The following is a 22,517-nucleotide window of genomic DNA, read 5'->3' as shown; positions in this document are numbered from 1 at the left end:
CATTAATAATAATCCCAAGTACTCAGTGCTTGATGTTCTGCATTCACTATTCAGTTATCTCAGCCACCATATAAATAAAGGCGATTCGATATAAAATACTATTATCTGACCAGCACAGGTTATTTGCTTAGATCGCAAGTCTTAATTGAATATTACATGACATGGTTATAACGCCTTCCACCTCATTTTACACCTAGACTTGAAATATAATCATAATCAACATCAATAAAGCATTTAAAATCAATCATTTTTTAAGTATAGGGATAAATTATCAATCACTTAGATAAAACCTTTGTATTTGGTGGTTTTTAATTTTTGTGATCCCGTTTATAATGCGCGCTTCTTTTTATATTCATTTATCCATGTAAAGCATGTTGAAGGGAGCCTTATTGAATGGCAATGCCAGATATCGCAAATAGTGCACAAGCTCAAACAGAAGGCGCGTTAGATCGCGTAGGTATGAGTAATATTGAGTTACCATTGATGGTACAGACAGATAACTGCCCTGCTCAACAAGTCAGTGCTAATGCAGAATTATTCGTTAACCTGGGTGATCCGCAAGCCAAAGGCATTCATATGTCACGCTTGTACCTGCAACTAGATCAACTTTCAACAGAATCTGAACTAACGTTAGCGACATTAACGACTTTATTAGAAGGGTTTATCGAGAGTCATCAAGACTTAAGTTCAGAAGCCTTTGTTAAAATCGCATTTGATTATAATTTACGTCGCAAATCATTAATCAGCGAAAAGCGTGGTTGGAAAGCTTATCCCGTTGTCATTATCGGACGTTTAATAGATGGTAAACTGGATATTGAACTTCAAGTTGATGTCCCATATTCTTCAACTTGCCCATGTTCAGCAGCTTTAGCTCGTCAATTGATTCAAGATGCATTCAGTAAAAAATATGCGCAAGCAGCAACACTTGATAAAGACGAGATTGTGGCTTGGTTAGGTTCTACTCAAGGTATTGTAGCAACGCCGCATAGCCAACGTAGTGTTGCACAGGTGAAAGTTAAACTTCAGACAACTGCTGATAACTTTCCAATTATTACACTGATTGATTTGATTGAAGCAACATTAAAAACACCAGTACAAGCAGCCGTAAAACGTGAAGATGAACAAGAATTTGCACGTTTAAATGGTCAAAACTTAATGTTCTGTGAAGATGCTGCACGTCAATTACAATATGCATTACATCAACAAACACAATTTAGTGATTTTTGGTTACGCGTAAATCATTATGAAAGCTTACACGCGCATGATGCGGTATCGGTTACCACTAAAGGTATTAAAGGCGGTTATCAAGCTTAACCACTGAGAATATTTTTTATTAAGCTTAATAAAAAACCTTGTTCAGCAATGACCAAGGTTTTTTTTATCTAACAAATAAGTAAATGAGATAAGTACGATTACAATCAAGAAGAGGCTAAGGTCAGCAACTATTGCTCGCCGATTACCTCTATAAAGGGAATCTCAGTTTTAAAACTCACTATTTTTTTAGTGTACGGGTGCTTGATACTTATTTCGCTTGCATGCAATAACAAACGAGGAGATAAACTTAACGCCAACGGATCTGCATAAAAATCATCCCCTAAAATAGGATAGCCCATTGCCATCATATGCAGTCGTAATTGATGTGTACGCCCAGTAACAGGCATCAATTTTATTAATGTACTTTGCTTTCCATAACTCACTACTTCATAAAAGGTTTTACAGGCTTTACCCGATTCAAAATCAACCTTGTGTTTTGGCGGGTTATCTTTATCTTTACTGAGTGGTACATCGATACAACCTTGCTGCTGTGGCACATGCCCTAAAACACGAGCATAATAGACTTTTTTTGTTTCACGTTCTTGAAACTGTATTTTTAGCGCCCTTTCAGCTTCTTTTTTTAAAGCGAAAATGATCACACCAGAAGTGGCTAAGTCTAAGCGATGTACGGTATGGCTATCAGGATGTAATTCGAGCAGACGACTGTAGATACTGTCATGTCGCTCAATATCACGCCCCGGCACCGATAAAATCCCAGCAGGTTTATTAAATACAATCATATCTTTATCTTTATAGATCGTATCTAACCAAGGTTCAGTAGGCGGGTTATACAAGAAGTCATTCATCGTCATGTCAGTTAGTTGCTTAAACAAGTGGCAAAGATACCATTTACCAATAATTTTTCAATGAATGAAACACCCCTTCTTAGGCATAGTCATTACTATGATTAAAAGAAAGATGATAAGCAAGGTAATAAGAATCGTCATACACATCACCTTCTATTGTTAATTAGCCATTAAATTAAGCAAGTCACACATGCTATAGTCCATAATTTAGGTTACTAAATGGCAATATCACAATACCCTTCAAAGCTGAGTTTGCCCATAATTAACCCAGGCGTCACGACAGTATTTGAATATCTGCTTATTAAATTCCCTTATGTTAAAGCAAGCGTTTGGCAACAGCGTATTAATGATGGCAAGGTGCATTATCATGATGGTTCACTGTTAACAATGCAATCCCCCTTTCAGGCACAGCAACGTATTTACTATTACAGAGAAGTTGAAAACGAACCGATTATTCCTTTTGCTGAAAACATATTATTTCAAGACCAACACATTTTAATTGCCTATAAACCGCACTTTCTTGCTGTCACTCCAGGAGGAATCTATGTGAGTGAATGTTTACAAAATCGTTTACGTCAACGAACGGGGATAGACACCTTACAAGCATTACACCGTTTAGACAGAGTCACTGCTGGATTAGTAATGTTATCTATCAACCCTGAGACGCGAGCGCTTTATCATGATTTATTTGAAAATAAAAGAATACACAAAACCTATCAAGCAGTGGCTAAGATTATAAAAAATCAGGCTTTAATCGATAAAGAATGGCAGGTCAACAATCGTATAGAAACCAGTGAACCACGTTTTACAATGCGCATTACTGAAGGAGAAGCTAACAGCCACTCTATTATAAAATGCATACAACAAACGACTCAACAGGCGTTATTTGAACTAACCCCCATCACGGGTAAAACCCATCAGTTACGAGTCCACATGCAATCATTAGGTTTCCCGATATTAAATGATAAATATTATCCTCATTTACAGCCATTATCAGCAGATGATTATTCAGCACCATTACAATTATTAGCTAAAGAACTCAAATTCATAGACCCTATTACCCAACAACTAAGACACTTTCAATATGATGGTAATTTATCATTACTTTAAATTTCATTATAAATAATCTAATAAATGATCTATTAAATAACGTATGGAATAAAAAATTGAATGGACAAATAACATTCATCATTAATTTATGATTAATCATCACAAACTTGAATTAAACCTATCAACTAAGATTAAATAGAGAGATCTTTCCTATACTTTAACCTTTTGCTTTCATACACTTCTGCACTATTAACTTACACTATTAACTTGCTCTAATTTATTACCTTAGACTAACTTACTAAGCTACCGCTTAAATAAACCTATTATTCATAAATAGGATCAACGATGTCGACAATCATATTTATATTCCTCGTTATCCTTCTAGGGTTCTTAACGGGGCAAATCTTATATCGCAAAGCGTCGACCAATTTAGATAAAATAAAGCTGTTCACCACCTTCCTAGCAATGCGCTTTACTATCCCGTTATCCGTGATGCTCGCAATATGGTCAGTTGAAAAAGTAGATCACCGCTGTTTAGATGAGTTAATTGAATTGTGGTTTAACTTACACGGTCAAGCGCTGAACGATGGTAAAAAGCGTAAGAACAAATTAATAGCCATGTCATTAATGATGCGTAATCCCATTGCTAAAAACATCACCACAAGTGACTTTTCCAAATACCGACAATTACGAATACAAGATGTTTCAATCAAAACCGCAAACAACGATCAAACTTATTTAAACGCACTTTTTAATGAATTAAAACGATTAGGTGAATGAGAACATGGCAATCCATTAACTGAATTACGCGCCTTAAAATATAAACAGCCTGAAATGGGATTTTTACATCCTGATGAGATAACTCGTGTATTTGAAGAGTTAAAGGATAGTCGCAATTATGATGCTTACTTAATATCTAAAATATGCATATCTGCGGGCTGCAGATGAGGAGAAGCATAATTACTAACAGGATCACAACTTACGCCTTACCGCGTCACATTCATTCATACAAAGGGTAACAAGCGCAGAGCCGTACCAATTAGTGAAGACCTCTATAATGAACTACCACGTAATTCAGGCCGATTATTTAGTAATTGTATTAAGTCGTTCAGAATGGCGATAGAAAAAGCAGAAGTAATATTACCGAAAGGACAATCTACACACGTGCTCAGACATACGTTTGCAAGTCACTTTATGATGGGTGGTGGGAATATATTGGTACTTCAACAAATATTAGGGCATGCAAGCATTACAGACACAATGAAATATGCCCACTTTTCCCCTGCACATTTAGAAGATGCGATCAGATTAAATCCATTAACGACACTAGAAAAAGAGGATGTTTAAAAACTCCGTGGACAAAAATTAAAACATTATCTGCAGGCGAAATAGTAATCAACTTATTGGGATATGAATGATAAAATTATTAGCAACTTTAATTATTCTGGATGATGAAATTGTTACGTATATTAATATTATTTGTTCTATCGTTTAACCTTAGTGCAAAAACCAATGAAAGTAAGTCTCAAATAGATGTAAATCCTATCGAACAAGCAATAGTAAAATTAAGATCTAATGATTTAGAGCTCAGTAAAAGTATCGCGACTTTAAATAATCACGTGTCTTCATCTATACACAGCAATAGCATTGTTGTTAAAGAAAGCCGGGAGTTAATTGAACAAGTAGAAAAATTGCTACAAGTTCAAGAAACTCAACGAAAAAATATTTTAGATGTAATGGAGGAAGCCAAAGAGATAAAGGAATCAAAGAGTGACTTATCATTAAGTATTGAATCAGATGATTATGCTATCTGGATGAATTTCGGAGCAGCAATACTAATCGCATTTGGGTCTATCTATATAACATATAATGTTCTAACGAAAACATTAGCGAATGAAACTGAGAAACAAAGAATAGCCCTCGGTGATAATTTATCAAAAACAAAAGACCTTAATAAAATTCAAATTGATGCACAATTGGAAATAGCTAATCAACAAAATTCAGCACTTAAAGACGATTTAGCTGGAAAAATAAGCATATCGAATAAACAACTAGAGACTCAATTAGCAACGGTTTCAGAGCATACGAAAGAAGCTCACTTACTTAAAATAGATGAATTTAGGCAGTTATGGATTATTACTTTTAGGGAAGATATATCAGCGTTAATAAAGTCGCTTATAACTTTAAAAAACTTTTATATTACCGAAAAAGGATTCATGAATGCTCTAAGTAAGGTAAGCATGCTTGATCTCAAAATTGAAACTATTAGCAAAAAAATTATGAAAGAACAAACTCAAAGCAACCTAATAGAAAAAATAAACAAATTACTTTCATCCCCTGAATATATGGAAGCTTTTAGGGTATCTAACTTAGCTAAGGAAGAATTTGATTTATTTAAAGATCAATTTAAATATTACAATCTATTACGCGCAACAATAATTGAACAAAAAACTAAAATAATTTTAATGTTCTCACCCAAAGGCACTGAAAATGAAAATTTTATATTAAATACAATAGAAAAAATTGATTCTCTATTAACTGTCGATAAACAAATAATATTTGAATTCGAGGATGATAAAGAAATTGATATAAAAATAAATGAGCTACAACTGTCAGTACAAAAAATGCTTAAAATAGAATGGAATCGTGTTCGCAGAATAAATAGCAAAAATATTAAACAATGATTTAGTTGATTATCTACACTAGAAAAAGAGGACGTTTAAAAATTCGATGGACAAAATATGGACAACAAAAAGAAAAAGGCTCTGTAACCTATTGATTACAGAGCCTTTAATGTGGTGATGGGGGAAGTCTAACAGAACCTTCAAGCAATTGATAAACAAAGCAAATGCGATAACACAAGTTCATAAGAACTAGATATAGTACTAGTTAAAATAAAAATCATTATTAAAAATAAAGTTGTTTATCTTATTTAAACAATAGATAAACATGATAAAAATTAAAGTTATCGATAGGAAAAAACAAAAATTACATTTAAAAAATCACCATTTTATTCTTATTAACCTCGTATAACATATATATTTTGTACACTTAAAAGCATTCAAAAGATTCATATTAAATATTTTCAACTTATAGTGATCATAATATATCAATAACGATTTTTACTTCTACGTTATTTTAACCTATCTATTGTATGCAAAATAAAAAAAGATTACCGATACCATCACTACCACTCTATTTATAAAGAAATAAAATCAACACTTTAAACTGGTACTGGTGCTTTTAAAGCAATTTTCAAGTTCTTTTTAGGTATACCATAAATAATAATTGAAACATTTCAAACCATCAAAAAATTATTAATAGCTCTTCATTTGCTAAATAACTATTATTCAAACACTTATAAAACTCCTGTCGAACTACTTAGACTTCATTGTATTATCCAATATTTAGTATTTAGATGAGATTAATAATGACAACTGACAATAAATTTTTACCTTTAAACACCTCAGATGGTTTACGCAGTGCAACCAATGCTCAAGACTTTTCAGCTATAATTAAAGATTTAATACTTGAAAGTAATCGTCGAAGAGTTGTAATTATTAAATACCAAAAGAGATACAAAAAATTACTTAAAAACGATACAGATGAAGGCAAACAGCAATTAAAAATAGTTATGACCGTCTTGATCAAGATATTAACTCAGCAAGACGAAATTAATACAAAAATTATTACTCTTCAATACCAACAACAAACCAATACTTTGAATTCAGAAGCTAAAATTAAGATTGATACCTTAAAGCAAAAATCTGAAATATCAGAGCTAAACGAGCAACTAGAGTTAACCTTAAAAGTTTTTGTTGCAGCTGACCAGCGAATTAAAAAGCGTATAAAAAACAATAAATCTAAAGGCGATAGAAACAAACAGAAGTTTGAATATTTAACAAAAGTAGCTATTAAAATTACAAATAAATACGCTGAAGAATATCCAGACAAATTAAATAATAATATGTGTGCATACAAAGTAACTGCTGAAATAAGAAATAAATTTATTGAACACTTTCAAAATAAAGAAGAGCAGAGAAAAGCAAATATCATGGGTGAGCCAAATAAAAATACGGTTGATGAGCATGTAAAAAATGCATACTTACATTTTGGTTTCCCATCATATTTAGAATCCAAAAAAGCACTTACCTAACACTTAAGTATTGGGTAGTTTAATAATTTCCAGCCATCTAATATCCCCTTATAAATTCAATAAGACCAAGGGGATCCAACAATGTACGAGCAACAAATCCAACCATTAAATGTAATCCGAATGCTTGAAGCGGCTAAACGTTTCGGCTTAGCAAAATCAAGTTTCTATGATCGAGTTTCACAAGGATTAATAACCCCACCAATTAGTTTAGGAGGACGAGCAAAAGCTTATGTAGAAAGTGAAATAGATACTGTTTTAAAAGCAATGATTTCAGGTAAAACTGAATCAGAAATAAAAACACTAGTTCTTGATTTAGTTCAACAACGTCAAAACCTAGCTTAAGGAAGGATATGCTTTATATAAAAAAAGCTATTCCAACAAAAGTCAGGATAGCTCAATTAATTATTAACGTCTGCACAACGTTTAAGCTTAACTTTAACATTAATAAACTTGTATACACAATTTTACAAAAAGATATTAGAAGTTATTTATTACTTTCAGTACCGAATCGTTCAACGATAGCCTTTTTAATTGTCAATATAGTTGCTCTTTTATTAAAGAATACAGGGGCTTGCTATGACAACTATTGATATTAAATGCAGAGTTCATAATGAATTTATCACTGCAATGGTAAATATGGGAATCGAAGCTCATCAACCTTTAAATGTTGAAGCTAATGGTCAGTTAGAACGTTTTAGAATAAAAGGAGATAAAACAGGATCTAAGAATGGTTGGTATGTTTTATTTGGAGGAGCTTTAGCAGCAGGCTCCTTTGGAAGTTGGAAAACAGGACTAACTTCGACTTGGAGGGCTAAAACGGCTAATAAAATAAGTAAGAAAGATCTCACTACTTTCAAGCAACAACGTCAGAAATCAATAGAACGTTTAGAACAACATCGTATCAAAGTTCAACATGATGCGGCAGTAGAGTGTGGAAAAATCTGGAGTAAAGCAAGTCAGTTAATAGGCGTGAACCACCCCTACTTACTGGACAAAAAAATAAGAGCTTATGGTATTCGACAACTTGGTGAGCGTTTGCTCGTTCCAATTATGAATGCACAAAATGAACTTGTAAGTATTCAGTTTATTGGCCCTGCTGGTCAAAAATCATTTAAATCAGGTGGCCTAGTAAAGGGTTGTTTCATGGTGATAGGTGAACTAAAAAATACTGTATTTATTTGTGAAGGTTATGCAACAGGTTCAACTATACACGAAGCAACAAAGTTAGGTGTAATCATTGCTTTCAACGCATCTAACTTATCACCAGTTATATCATCACTAAAAGCTAATGGGTTTAATCAATTGAATATTATTATTGCTGCAGATAACGACTTTAAAAACACAAAAAATATCGGATTAGAAAAAGGTCAGGAATCTGCTTATTTAAACTCACTCCTACTTATCTACCCTTACTTTAGCAAGGATCAAGACGGATCAGATTTCAACGATTTAGCTCGTATGAATGGCCTTAGTAATGTAGCTAAATACCTAAGAAATGTAGCTAAGGATATCAGTAAATGAATGGGCCTATAAAAATAATAACCAATAGTGATACTCCAAAAATTTCAATGATAAAAGGAAGAATATTAACGGACAATGAAATTGCCACCCTTAATGAATTAAATAATAAATATGCCCATGTAATCATCGGAGGTAAACATTTAATCGTAGCAAAAGTTGATTGTTCAATTAATGGTACAAAACTAGCTTTTGGACCTATTCAAAGTTTTCACAATTATTTTACTCATAAATCAACCGTGGCTAACATGAACCGTGGGACCGCATGGACACACTGGGAACACAAAGCCTTTTATGAAAATGGTATTGGTTTTTACCCTGATATAACCAAATCTCCAAAAGGCTGCTACAACTTATTCGAGAGTTGGAAGTGCAAGTCAAAGCAAGGCGACTGTACTTTTATCATTCAACACATAAAAAATATTTTGTGTAATGGTAATGAAGATGCTGGTCATTATTTTATTCAGTGGTTGGCACATATATTCCAACACCCAGATAAAAAACCGACCGTCGCTATATTCCTAAAATCAGTTGAAGGCACAGGTAAAGGCAGTTTATTTCGCTTATTACAAAGAATACTAGGGGTCCATGCAAGTCAAATCAATGGTTCTCAACTAGTAACACGTAACTTTAATAGTATTTTAATATCTAAATTATTGATTTTTGCTGATGAAGTAAACTTAATGAGTAGTGATACTTTTGACAAAATAAAGGGGCTTATTTCCGAACCTATATGCCAGTTAGAAAAAAAAGGTGTAGAGGCAGAACCAATGGCAAATCTAGCTAGATTTATATTTGCGAGTAATCATGAAGAAGTATTTCCTGCTGGTAAAAGGGAAAGACGATTTTTATTAATTGAAGCAAGTTCTGAAAAGGCTAATGATAGAGAATATTGGAAAGAATTTAATAGATTAATAAATAATGGAGAGTTTACAAGTGCATTCTTACATTACTTATTAAATATGGACCTAACTGATTTTGATCCATTTAACGCTCCGATGACGAAGGAGCTAATAGAACAAAAAATTTCAAATTTCAGCATGGTGGACGAATATTTCTATGAAGAGCTAAATACCGAGTCACCTTTTAATAATGAAAAAAGAACACCTTCGACTATTTTAATGAAAAGGTTTATTGAATGGATCAAAGCAGCTGAATATCAAGATAATAAAGGTTTAAAAGTAAAAGATAGAGCCGCCCGCTCTTTATTAGCCAAAAAGTTAATAAAACTAGGTTTTAAAAAAATAGGATTAAGAGCAGACCGAAACGGAGGTATTTATTATGAAACTCCAAACATTCAAATATTACGTAAAACTTTTGCAGAAGAGCACGGCTTAACTGACAAAGATTTATTTTAAGTTAAAGCAAGCTAAATGAAAGTTAACAGCAATGACTGCTAATAGATCATTACCCATTGCTGTTTGTAATTAGAATAAAAGGATAAATAATGAAAAATAAAGTTATAAAGTACTCAAATAATACAATCAAAAAGATGCAATTAGAAACTGACATTTTTGAACTTAGAGACCCCCGCTACCCGCTTCGCTTAAGGTTCCATAAGAATAGAGAGAAAGCATCTTGGTACTTTGTCCAAAGAGCCCAAGGTAAAAGTTATTTTAAAAAAATAGCAAATTGGCCTATTTTAAGTTTTTCTGATATTCAAGCTAACTTAAGCACCTATCAGGTTAAATTCACTCTCAATCCGGATGGCGTTATTAATAGCTCCTTTGCAAACGTTGATTTGTTAGCTAATTGGTACTTACAAAGAAGTAAAACGAATGCATCTATTTCCAATCTACGGAAAGACACCATTAAATGGGCTATTACTCGTCATATTATCCCATTAATTGGGGATTTACAGATAACAGCGATAAACAGAGAAACTTTGGAGTCTAAATTTTTTTGGCCGATGCAAAGCACTTTGCAAAACTCAACAATGCGATCTGTTTGGAATATTCTTAAACAACTTTTTACCAAAGCAATGTTTTTAAAACTAATTGAAGCCCATGAACTCGTCGCTTTAAAGTTCTCTGATTTTATTAAAGAGAAAATAGTAGCTGAACCAACACGTCTAAGAGCGACTCAATTAGATGAAGTTCATAAGAACATAAAGGACCAAAAACCTTCAATACAATGTTTAATAATATTAATGTTGGCTCATGGAACCCGTATAGGAGAAACAAGGCAACTTAAATGGGATTACTTTTGCTTTCAATCTAACACTCTACATATCCCAGGTAAAATCACTAAAAATGGAGATGAATTAACAGTGCCAATAACCGACAAGATAGTAAAACTATTGCAGCAATATCGTAAATACCAATGCAAGAGACGATATAAAGGGGTGTATTTGTTTCCTGGTATAGCCAAAAGAAAACCAGTAAGTGCAATGAAAAGCCACTCAATGGTGCAAAAGGTTAGTTTAAACAACTGGACGAGTAGATCATTAAGAAAAATATTTAGAAGTAAATTGTTAGAATTAGGTGTTGATTCTGAGGTAGCGGAGATGATGATAAACCATAGAAGAGGAATATTAAGTGAAACTTACATACACACAACGGTTCCGACTCTAAAGAGACAAGCTTTAAATAAATATCATACCTGGCTGAATGACTTTCAACCTGGAATACTAAGTCTCTCAATAAAATGAAAAACTTAAATAACCATAAATTTCAATTTATAAAGTGATCACTCTACATAGCCAAAGTGATCACTCTCATTTATTAAAAAACAGCATATTCAATCATCTGCGAACTAAAAACATACAAAGCATACAAATAAACAACTTTAAATAGCATTTTTATCTATTTTTAGTATGACTACTTTGTTTATCACGCTAAAGATTAAGTGATCACTTTAAAAATTGCGTCCCCTCTACACAGCTCATTTTTCCTCGTATGTTTTTACTTCCTTTAATAAAAAAACATATATCTAATTGATTTTATGTAAACCACACTAAAAAATGGTCTTTTTTTAACCACCTACATTGTTTTATTTTGGTTACTCTAAAATTTTATATTTATATACTTAACCCCAAAAAAAAACACTTTAATGGAACTCGTTAAGAAATAAACAATAGATATCCATTTTACTATATTTACAGGCCAATTTTAATAGTAATTTGAGTATTGTCTTAGGTGATAAATTCTAAAACAATCTATCTCATTAGCTAAAAAGCGGTTTCTAGCTAATGAGATAAAAATAAAATCCTATATTCATCTTAGAGTTTAATTAATTAATTTAATCTTTGTTAGACATCGTCGTAGCTTAATGGATCTGACTTAATTTAAAATAATGTTGAACTGAGCTTTAATATAAAACATAGTAAAAATAATAATTAAAGGAGAATTTATTAGAAAGATGTTATCCAAAAGTGATCACTTTATACAAGTCATGATGTAGCTTTAAAAAGCTTATATTGTGCCATATTATTTACAGAGCTTTTCTTTAATTTTTGTATTGTGTTTTACTAAATGAAGGTCATAGACCTCACCATAGATAGTGTAGGAGGTATAGCTGGCTTTTTCATCAATTATTACATCATTCTTATTCAATGGCATAGAAACTAACTTAACTAGTGAGTTCCTTTTAACAGTGAGATCAAATTGGTTCTCTTTCTTATTGCCCAGGAGGTAAAGATAAGATCAGCCCTCACCCAAGTATTTGAGTCATTTTCTAAAATCGATTTGACATATCCTGAACCAACATAAACTCCGTTATCAATATTTTGACGAGTTTGAATGAATAACTAATTTCCCTATTTTCAAATATAGTCTTTACCTTTTTAATTCCGGGCTCACTCCTCATCATAACTAGCCCCCAAACTTCTATTTTTTCATTAGATACCAACATTCAAATAGACGTTTACAAAGCTCTTCATCTGGCAGTTCTGTAACAACTTCCTGTGAATAAATAGTATCTACAGCATTCATGATTAAGCTCCTCTAGCCTTAACCGCCTCAGCTTGCTCAAATATCTCTTTATACACTTCATCGCGGCTTACCGGTGGGTAACCAAACTTGGCTAGTATTAATATCAACTCTACCTTTAAAGCCGCTTTGATATCATCACGGTGATTCCAGTCTGTAAACTTAGCTTTATTATCGACAATCACTTTTACCGCTTTAGCCAGCTCAATGAGTTTGTCTTCTGGATAATCAAAGTCATACCGAACAGCTAAGGTTTTTAATGCGTCATAAAAGGCTTTTTCTTCGATATCAATACCTAACTCATCGCCAGCATTCATTTCATCACGCACACCATAGATGAGGTCAACCATACTGTCAGAAAACTCTTCTAAGACTTCACTCACTAATACATCATCTTCTTTACGTTCGTTATAGCGTTCAACTAATGCTTCAAAACGTTTGGTGAAATCAGTGCCTTGTACTTGGTTTACTTTCTTTAATTCGCCAATCGCTTTAGCCAACAACTGTTGTAATATCTTAATCTTGGTATTAGGAAGTTTAATTTTTTCAATTTTAGCGATGTAATCATCATTGAAAATATCAATCTCGCCACCATTTTCATTACCCAGTTTAAAGATCTCTTCTACGCCATCACTTTGTAATGCTTCAGAGATCATTTCACGTACCTTGGCATTCATTTGTGCGGCATCGGGCACTTCGCCAGTACTGAGTTTGAAAACAATAGAGCGAATCGCTAAATAGAAGTGGATATGATTACGCTCCTCTTCGTTTATTTTCTCGCTACCACAACAAACGTCATAAGCGGCTTTTAAACGTTTCATTATATCAATGAAGCGTTTTTTACGTTTTTCAGTGACTAATACAAATTCAGCCGCATGATTTAAACAATTTAACTGCGCGACCGCTTGGCCAGTAAAGTACGGAGAGGTATCGAATGTATGGAAAGCATCTTTTAACAAAGCGAGATGATTTTTAACTTCAATAATAGAGGCTTCAACATCTTCAAAATTGGTTTCATCAGTTTTAGAATATTGGGCCAACGCTTTATTCATTGCTGATTTAATACCAATATAATCAACAACTAAACCTTTATCTTTGCCTTCAAACTGACGATTAACACGAGAGATAGTTTGAATTAAACTGTGTTTTTGAATCGGTTTATCGATATACATGGTATCTAAAAATGGCACATCAAAACCCGTTAGCCACATATCAACCACGATTGCGATTTTAAAGTTTGAGTTTTTATTTTTAAACTGTGTATCTAAGGCTTTACGTTCGTCTTTTCCACCAAGTAAATGATACAAACGCGCAACATCATCTTTACCACGGGTCATGATCATTTTCACCCGTTCAGAAGGTGCGGCAATACGCCCTTCACTGATCGCTCGTTTACGTTCAACTTCAGATAACTTAATGGCATTATCAGTATCAATTTTGTCAAACCAAGCTGGACGTAATGTTTCTAGCTCTTGGTATAACTGATAAGCAATGCCACGCGAATTACAGACAAACATTGCCTTACCAGCGACTGTGGAGCCTTCTTCAACACGTTTTTCATAATGCTCGACAAAGTCTTTTGCTATTGCGCTAATACGGTCAGGGTCGCCTAATATCGAATTCATATTAGCGGTTGCTTTTTTGCTCTCTTCTATCTGTAATTCATTACTACCTACTGCTTCACAATCTTTATAATATTGTTCAATCTCTTTGAGTTTACTGTTGTTCAAACAGACTTTAGCGGCACGTCCTTCGTAAACAATACGCACTGTAATTTCATCTTTTACCGATTCTGTCATGGTGTATGAATCAACTACTTGACCAAACACATCTAAGGTGGCATCAACCGGTGTGCCGGTAAAACCAACATAAGTAGCATTAGGTAAAGAGTCGTGCAGGTATTTTGCAAAGCCGTAGGTTTTCTTAACGCCGGTTTCTGTGACGGTTACTTTTTGATCGAGATTGACTTGGCTACGGTGCGCTTCATCTGAAATACAAATAACATTACAGCGATCCGTTAACAGTTCAGTATCTTCGCTAAACTTATGAATGGTCGTTAAAAATAAACCGCCACTGTTACGTCCTTTTAATAACTCACGTAAATGGCTACGGCTAGTGATCGTGGTGATCGTGTTGTCACCAATGTAGGTTTTAGCATTACCAAACTGCTGTGATAGCTGGTCGTCTAAATCGGTTCGGTCAGTGATTAAAATAATAGTTGGACTTTTAAAATCGACACTTTTCATCAACAAGCGTGATAAAAACTGCATGGTATAACTCTTACCACACCCCGTTGCACCAAAGTACGTCCCCCCTTTACCATCTCCCATTGGTTTTTGATGGGTTTTGATATTTTCGAATAGCTTTTTCGCCGCATAATATTGTGGATAGCGCGGTACAATCTTTATCTCTTTTTTACTCGCATCAGGGAAGAAAACAAAGTGACGCATAACATCACGCAAACGCGCTTTATCAAATAAGCCTTGAAGCATAGTATGTAACGAGTTGATGCCATCTTCAGCAACCAACTCTTGTCCACTCACTTTGCCCCAAGAATAAAAAAATTGATAAGGGGCAAATAAGTTACCCATTTTATTATTCACGCCATCACTGATCACACACAAGGTATTAAATACAAACAGTTGTGGAATATCTCGGCGATAGCGAATCATTAACTGCTCAAAGGCTTCAAATATCGGCGCTTTTTCGCGTATCGCACTTTTAAATTCAAAGACAACTAGCGGTAATCCATTGATATATAAAATCGCATCAGGAATACGTTTTTCACCCGTTGCGCCGACAATCTCTAACTGACTCACCACTCGATAAATATTGTCGTCATCCGTTGCCTGCGTTGCTTTAGCATCCGCCAAGTAAGCCACATTATTTTCAGCTACCTTTAACGCTTGTTGATCAAAGCTCGAATCGACAACATCAGGAAATAACGACTGTCTAACACACATTTCAACGTTGTCGTAATCAAGCAGTTGAATGTACAAATCTTTTTGCGAAGTACTGCAGGCGGTACTAGCAGATTCACGTTTTAATAAAAAACCATCACTCAGCCACTTACAAAAGGTTTTATTGCTGTCGTATAAATCACTGGCAGGCAAGGTTTCTAGCTTGCGAATAATCGAATCAATTTCACCGTTAGTAATACCTGCACTTTGATAACGCTTCGCTAAGAATACCCGTAAATCCGCTGTAATTAACACCTCAGATTGAGCACGCACACCATCAACTAATAATGGATGCTCTCCACCTTTACTGTGTGGATAACCTTGCTCGCCTAACAGCTCAATAATTGCTTCTTCTAACTTGGCTTCAGTAAATTTCATATTAAATCTCAGGTTGTTATCTATTTGTATTTAAAGAACCAATTAAATTAGGTTTGCCATGGGCAATAGACCCCTTAAGAAAATCATCAACGACTTTCGCGATATGCTTTACTAGTTGCTTATCTTTAGTGAAATAACCCAAAGGGATCGGTGCAGGGCTTAGATCTGGCATTGAAAGATGATAACTAACGGCTGCAAATTCGTTTTCTAATAAAATAACTTCAACACTTCCATCAAATAAACCATTTAAAATCCCATTACAGAAAGATAAATTCCCAATTTTATGCTTCCATTCCCTTGATGCCTTTTCTTTAGCATTAACTTGTTCGTCACTTGGTAAATACAAAGCTAAGTCATAGTTTTTACCTTTGTTACTCTTTTGATATCCTTCAATACTTTCTTTGACTTTATTGAAATTTTCACTCATCCCCCAATACTTGGTATTTGCACCTACCCAGCTTAATTTTTTTAAATTACCTTGCTGCTTTATTGGTTTTAATTGTTTGATCGCTTGTTCTATTTTCGCCCAAGGTTGGTTCCCATAAAGTGGCCCTATTATCAACTCATAAGGTTTATTATTAGTACTTGTGGCCATCTCAGCAACTATACCGCGTAAATCAATTTCATTCACTTTCACAAATCTAGCTATCGACATATCCTCAAAAACATCCCAAGCCTCTTGAATACTCGTAATATTATTTTCTAATCTAATATTGTCAGTTTCCTTTGAAACAGCATGAACAATAGCATCATCATTTTCATAAATTTTATCGACATAGAATGGTTTTAATTTATTATCAAAATCTATTTCAAACTTGCGCCTTAACCGATGTCCAATTGTTTTCTTGCGGGTAACACTGTCTACAGAATAAAGGCTCGGTAATGCATTCTCTTGCGTTTTAATACTTCCTAGATCACCAGATTCATAAAATCGCTGAAAATGCTTGGTAAACATACCGCGAGCGTGTTGTTCACTCATACTTTGTATTTCATGATTAACATCGAGTCTAAGCCCAGTAGTCCATGCTCCATGATGGTTATGGACCTTGTTGAAACCTACCAACTCAAAAGTCACATTCGATGCTCTTGATTGTGGCTTTTCAACCATCGGTTTATCTTCCCAAACAGAAAAATATCCTTTAGCTAGCATAGTCAGAGATAGCCTTCCGTCTTCAAGATATGACACTTCACCTTTGTTGAAAGGCTCCTCTATAGCAACATCAAGTTCTCGTTGATTGAAACCAAAAAATGAAGCTAATTCAAACTTCGATAATGGCGAGATATATAATGATCTAAGTAAAAATTCTTTGGTAAAAGGGAACCCTTGTTTACTTAAATAAGAATACTCAATGTTATAAGTTTCAGCAGGTACAATGTAATCCACTTCATTAAATTCAATATAATGTTTTTCCATAGTATTTAAACCGCCTTTTTATGCTTTTTAGTAGTTACATTTAAGAAGGCATATTGACCATCATTGTTATTATTTTCCATATATTGAATAACGCCTCCAAAAGGAAGATCGATGTTTTTACCCTGCCACATCCTTTTATCTCCGACAATAACAAGACGATCCATTGCCCTTGAAAGCGCAACATTAATTCGATTTGGTAATCGTAAGAATCCGGAGCTTTGCTTATGATCCGAGCGAGTCACGGATAAAATAATAATGCGATTTTCTTTACCTTGGTAACTATCAACCGTATCGATTTTTAACAATGAAGTAAGAGCTTCTGAAAGACCAACTTTTTTGACTCTTTGTCGTATACGCTTTTTCTGCTCTGCATACATGCAAATGATACCAATAGCGGCCTCTCCCTCTTTAACTTGTCCATATAATGAATTAATAAATTCTTCATCTTCGTCTACTCGTAAAAGCATATCGACAATCGCATCAGCTTCTGCATCATTAAAAATGCTTGAACCAGCTCCTTGTTGATGATGTGCTTTTTTTCCTAATGAAGATGTATCTAGCCAAGTAGCAGGGGCAGCTAATTGATGAGGAACATTCTTATAAATATCAGGAATGATACGTTCACCATTTTCGAGCTCTCCTTTATAAAAGCATTGTGAGACTAAAGTTCCAATGGCAGGTGCCATACGATATTGCACTAATAACTTAGCACCAACTTGCTCCCCATAATGAGAATTAAAAGCGCGAGCAAAATCACTTTCGATCAACTCATCTATATCACTACTCGATTTAATACCTAATTTTCTTGCCAGTGCCTTTTTATGAGGTTCTGAATACAAAGGAGGAAGTTGTTGATGGTCACCTACTAGTAAAACTCTTTTACCGACTTGCATTGCTATCGCTAATTCACTGGCAATGGAACGGGCAGCTTCATCAATGATGATCCAGTCATATTGATTACTCGCAATATCAATATTCCAATTACCTATACCAACACAAGTACCAGCTACCAACTGCCGAGAACGCGCAAAAAACTCATCAAGGTTCGCATTTCCTGAATTCATCACTCTGAGCATATCTTTCGACATATCAATGAAACGTTTTACACCATTAGCAATATGGGGCTCAATAGCATATTCGAGGTTTAAGTTATTAATCAAACCATCACCAACAGCACTCAAATCATCATGCCAATCTTTATTGCTCTTAACTTCTCTCGATAAACGGCTATTAATTAACGTTTTACGCTCATTAATTTGTACCTTAAGTGCCTTTATTTGCTTATCATCCAATTCTTTATCATCAAGCTTTGTTAATGCATTAAGTTGTTCGTCAATTGCTGATAACACCTTTTGATCTAACGTTAAAAAGGCTTCTAAATATTCCTTAGGTGCTTTTAATGACTTAGCTAACGCCATTACTCTAAATTTTAATTGAGTAGAAAATTGTTCTGCTTTTTGGCTAACAATATTACTGGCAAGTACATCTTGTAATGAACTTGATACAGCTGATTCACGGCTACTAAATCTAACAACATCGAGAGGAGTTTTAAGACGATTACAATGCTTCCGAATTCGTTCTGCTGCCGTATTAACCGCTTCGTGCGATTGACTGACCAATAAGATCCGCTGTGTACCAAGCTTTTCGACCAAATAATGTACAAAAGCGGCGATAAATTCAGTTTTACCCGTTCCCGGAGGTCCTTGTAACATAGACAGAGGACCGAACTTTAATAATTGCTGAAACGCAATACGTTGTTTGTCATTTAGCTTAATAACATTGCCATTATCGTCCGTTCTATCGTAGCGTGCAAAATCATCATCAGTGACCTCGTGACCATAATCAATAGGATCATGTGAGCAATCAGGATCAAAATAATCAACTAAGTTTTCAATAACTGAATCATTCTCAATAATCCGAGTAAGTGCATTTTTACGTTTAACAAAAGAAGATTTATCAGCCTTACTTCTAAAGAAAATAATATCTTCTTCTTTAAGCCGATGAACACGACTCGCATAGCGTGAAAGAGTCACTTTATTCAGTCCTGATCTTGCCAAATTTACTTGTCCAATAAAAAATTCATTATCTCCATCGACAATAATGGCTTCAACCTCATCTTTAGCAGTAAAAGCATCAAGCGGGTCTTTCTCCGCTTCATACGGGAGCACGATAATATCTTTGTGATCTTTAGGCTGCTCAGGCTCTCCAGTTAATTCAACATAGGGATGAGACTCGGACTCAGTTTGAATTATAGCTTGCCAAAGCTCTTTAGTGGAAATAGGCTTAACACTCGTTTCAACACTTTTAACTTGAGAGGGAAGCAACGTTTCATTAAGAGCAAGGTTTTCCGAACTCCCATCATTATCACGTAAAGGTTTATCCTTTCCTTTATGTTTAAGCTCAAATTGCTTAATCGCATTTTCAAAACTATAGAGTTGCTTAATTCGACGGTTTAAATGCCCTAATTGACTAGATCGCCCTTGTATGATCTTAATCGCGAATGGGACTTCAAAGTCAGCATTCTCTATCTCTCTTCTTGAAATACTCCCCCTTTGAAGAGGTGACATTCCATGCTCAAATTCAAAATGAGCTTTATCAAAAAATAGCTTTTGAATACCGCCTAATCCACAAAAACTAATAACTAATGCAGAAGGTTTATTACGACTTTCTTCTATTGAGACATACAACTTGCCGTTATCTGGATAAATAGTCAGAGGCTCAAAGCTTTCTCGGCTACCAATTTCAATATTGATGGTTTCAATAGCAACTTGAGTACTTTGCTCAGGATTTAAAACGGCATCTTTAAAACGAGTTAGCTCTTTAAACCCATAATCAACATCTTTCAATTCTTCGATAATTGCTGAACTAATTGCCGGATGCTCGCTACTTTCTTCACCCCATTCAATATTCAATAATTCAGAACAAATTTTCACTACAGCATAATTGTCACGTTCAAATGCTGAACTGTTTTCAATATTTAAAGGGCTATATTCAGAGTTATAAACTTCTTCCGCATCATGATGAAAATCTAATACATCAATGATAAACACATCACTCGACTCAGTGATAATAATGTTTTCTGGTTTTAAATCACCGTGCGAAAATCCAAGTGAATGCATGTGCATAACATGTGAAACTAAGGCTTTCACAATCACCTCGGTATCTCCACGCGTTGCGGTTCGATCGATAGGTGAGCCTGATATCCATTCAGTAACCAAATATAAAGCACTATCCCGAGAAGTTATGCCAACATCGATGACTTTAGGCACAAAGCTTAAATGAATACTTTGTAATTTTTCTACTCGCTCTAAAAAGAACAAAGCTCTCTGCCCAAGACCCGCACTAATTTCTATTGGGTTAATATTATTCCAGACCTTCACTAATCCTGTTTCAGCCTTGTAAACTTCTTTGCAATCATTCTCAGAAACAAACTCAACTTCAGGGTGCAACCGGCTAATCTTGCTATGTTTAACAAACCGCTCTAGTTGCCCACTTGAGAATGAAAAGGTTTTTTCTTGGCTTGGCTCACTTTTCACTAAGGCATCAAGTAATTCACCAGCGTTAGCATATCGCTTGCCTTCAAATGCATTTAGCAGAACAGCAGTAAACCAATCATCACAATCAGAAAACCGAGCCTTAATACTTTGTTCAAACTTGGGTGTTAATCTTTCAGCGTTAATAATTGCCCAAGCAATAATAGCTAAGCGTGAAACATCATATTGATAATGATTTTGAAAGTTACCTTTTTGGTCATACACCGATAACTCGTCACGTATTGCACCAACCGTTTCTTTTTTACGTTCAAAAGCAGAGATGAAATTAGAAAGTGCCACACGCTGCCCAGTACTTAACCAAACACTATGACTACCTATATCTCGATGTGCTAAATGTAATTGGTGTAAGTCTGCAAAACGAGCAATCAGCACCTTCACTAGGTTTACCCGCTCATCAATTGAAAGGTTATCTCCATAGGTACTAATAAAGTCATTAAGGCGCTCTTGCCCTTGTGGAAGTTCAACAACTTCATTGTATTGGGTGGTAATTTTATCTTTTGATGGAATGGTTAACGATGAAACACAGTGATCATATAAATCACGATTCTCACGTTTAATTTTAGTTAAGACTTCACGCTCACGCGATACTATTTTAAAACGACCATCAGGGGTTTTAGCTTCAACATTTGAAAGTTTATCAAAATCCCAACGTCGAATAATGGCACGATCATTTTTATCTGACTCACTTTGTGCATAAAACTCAGAATAGATTTTATTTGGATGCGTAAATATTTCTTCTTGGCCTAACCACCCATCAACAGATAATGGTTTTGGCTCAACCTTGTTATCGTTTAATAAACGTTTTTCTAGTAATGGAGTATCTTTCAGTAAAACCTTCGAATCAGGATGAGGTCTAAAACGATCATTAAAATCATGTTCATTTGCACACAACTTACAAAAATCATTTAAGCTCAAAGTTTCAGCAAGATCATTTTTTTGTAATTTAGAAAAATCACTTGTTCCCGTCATTACAACTAAAGGGTAGACCCGCGGTATATGTTTCTCATTACTAAATTTCCCTCTTAAAGGCTTTAGTAAATTCTCTAACAGGAATTTTTTATTTCGAGTGATTTCGACAGGCGATTTACCCCTATCGTCATGACCAAAGAACCATTTTCCGTGATTTGAGGTTATCGGTTGCCCATTCCAATCTTTCAATTCAACAATCAAAATATTGCAATGAGTAACAATCAATAAATCTATCTCGCCTTGTTTGTTTTTATTAACAAAGCGGAAACCAGCATAACCTTTCCATCCTGCATTGAAAGAAGCTTTAAGCTTATCTGCTCTTTGGCCTTTATTTTGATTTTTTGGTGGTGCACTTAATACATTTTTTATCTTTTCGATTGCATCTATTTCATGGCGTTCAAGGCCGCCTTGCCAATATTTAATATCCATTTTCTACTTCTTTTTATTTTTATATCTACAGGTAATAGCT

Annotated in this window: 14 protein-coding genes; 10 read left to right on the top strand and 4 right to left on the bottom strand. The window is 34.5% G+C overall.

From position 1 onward, the window contains the following. Window positions 1-393: 393 nt before the first annotated feature. Window positions 394-1,314 carry a GTP cyclohydrolase FolE2 gene (gene folE2, locus H592_RS0116010; RefSeq protein ID WP_028869659.1) on the top strand — a complete coding sequence of 307 codons (921 nt, stop codon included), beginning with the start codon at window positions 394-396 and terminating at the stop codon, window positions 1,312-1,314. A 128-nt stretch (window positions 1,315-1,442) separates the two neighbouring features. Here the strand turns inward: folE2 and H592_RS0116005 are convergent, their stop codons facing one another. Continuing rightward, a complete protein-coding gene (locus H592_RS0116005; RefSeq protein WP_028869658.1) occupies window positions 1,443-2,120 on the bottom strand; it encodes a pseudouridine synthase in 678 nt (225 codons plus the stop codon). A 219-nt stretch (window positions 2,121-2,339) separates the two neighbouring features. Here H592_RS0116005 and H592_RS0116000 point away from each other — a divergent pair, with 219 nt between their 5' ends. The 9 genes from H592_RS0116000 (at window position 2,340) to H592_RS0115955 (ending at window position 11,494) form a co-directional block, all read left to right on the top strand. Further along, window positions 2,340-3,230, top strand: a complete 891-nt coding sequence (locus tag H592_RS0116000) for a pseudouridine synthase (RefSeq protein WP_028869657.1) — start codon at window positions 2,340-2,342, stop codon at window positions 3,228-3,230. Window positions 3,231-3,515: 285 nt separating this feature from the next. Next, the gene (locus H592_RS24690) at window positions 3,516-3,950 is read left to right on the top strand and encodes a phage integrase (protein ID WP_028869656.1); all 435 of its coding nucleotides are present in this window, start codon (window positions 3,516-3,518) and stop codon (window positions 3,948-3,950) included. Window positions 3,951-4,283: 333 nt separating this feature from the next. Further along, on the top strand, window positions 4,284-4,517 hold the full coding sequence (locus tag H592_RS24685) for a tyrosine-type recombinase/integrase (protein WP_028869655.1): 234 nt from the start codon (window positions 4,284-4,286) through the stop codon (window positions 4,515-4,517). A 110-nt stretch (window positions 4,518-4,627) separates the two neighbouring features. Then, window positions 4,628-5,854, top strand: a complete 1,227-nt coding sequence (locus H592_RS0115985) for a hypothetical protein (RefSeq protein WP_156916143.1) — start codon at window positions 4,628-4,630, stop codon at window positions 5,852-5,854. A gap of 746 nt (window positions 5,855-6,600) precedes the next feature. Further along, on the top strand, window positions 6,601-7,326 hold the full coding sequence (locus tag H592_RS0115980) for a hypothetical protein (RefSeq protein ID WP_028869653.1): 726 nt from the start codon (window positions 6,601-6,603) through the stop codon (window positions 7,324-7,326). Between the two features lie 81 nt (window positions 7,327-7,407). Next, window positions 7,408-7,668: a helix-turn-helix transcriptional regulator gene (locus H592_RS0115975; protein WP_037071971.1), complete on the top strand. Its 261-nt coding sequence runs from the start codon at window positions 7,408-7,410 to the stop codon at window positions 7,666-7,668. Between the two features lie 234 nt (window positions 7,669-7,902). Beyond that, entirely contained in the window at window positions 7,903-8,847 is a 945-nt protein-coding gene (locus H592_RS0115965; protein WP_028869650.1) for a toprim domain-containing protein, read from the top strand. Then, window positions 8,844-10,202, top strand: a complete 1,359-nt coding sequence (locus tag H592_RS0115960) for a DUF5906 domain-containing protein (protein WP_028869649.1) — start codon at window positions 8,844-8,846, stop codon at window positions 10,200-10,202. Before H592_RS0115965 ends, H592_RS0115960 begins: the two co-directional genes overlap by 4 nt. A gap of 89 nt (window positions 10,203-10,291) precedes the next feature. Further along, a complete protein-coding gene (locus H592_RS0115955) occupies window positions 10,292-11,494 on the top strand; it encodes a tyrosine-type recombinase/integrase (protein WP_028869648.1) in 1,203 nt (400 codons plus the stop codon). A gap of 1,284 nt (window positions 11,495-12,778) precedes the next feature. Here H592_RS0115955 and H592_RS0115940 read toward each other — a convergent pair. The 3 genes from H592_RS0115940 to H592_RS0115930 are packed head-to-tail and all read right to left on the bottom strand — an operon-like array spanning window position 12,779 to window position 22,477. Further along, window positions 12,779-16,111 (bottom strand): type I restriction endonuclease subunit R, encoded by a 3,333-nt coding sequence (locus H592_RS0115940; RefSeq protein WP_028869647.1) that lies wholly within the window; start codon window positions 16,109-16,111, stop codon window positions 12,779-12,781. A 16-nt stretch (window positions 16,112-16,127) separates the two neighbouring features. After that, window positions 16,128-17,525, bottom strand: a complete 1,398-nt coding sequence (locus H592_RS0115935; protein WP_028869646.1) for a hypothetical protein — start codon at window positions 17,523-17,525, stop codon at window positions 16,128-16,130. A gap of 5 nt (window positions 17,526-17,530) precedes the next feature. Further along, a complete protein-coding gene (locus H592_RS0115930) occupies window positions 17,531-22,477 on the bottom strand; it encodes an AAA domain-containing protein (protein ID WP_028869645.1) in 4,947 nt (1,648 codons plus the stop codon). Window positions 22,478-22,517: the final 40 nt, after the last annotated feature.

Origin of the sequence: Psychromonas arctica DSM 14288 (assembly GCF_000482725.1) — a bacterium.
Lineage (GTDB): Bacteria > Pseudomonadota > Gammaproteobacteria > Enterobacterales > Psychromonadaceae > Psychromonas > Psychromonas arctica.
Note: the sequence above shows the minus strand (reverse complement) of the source record. Positions and strands in the feature narration are given on the sequence as shown.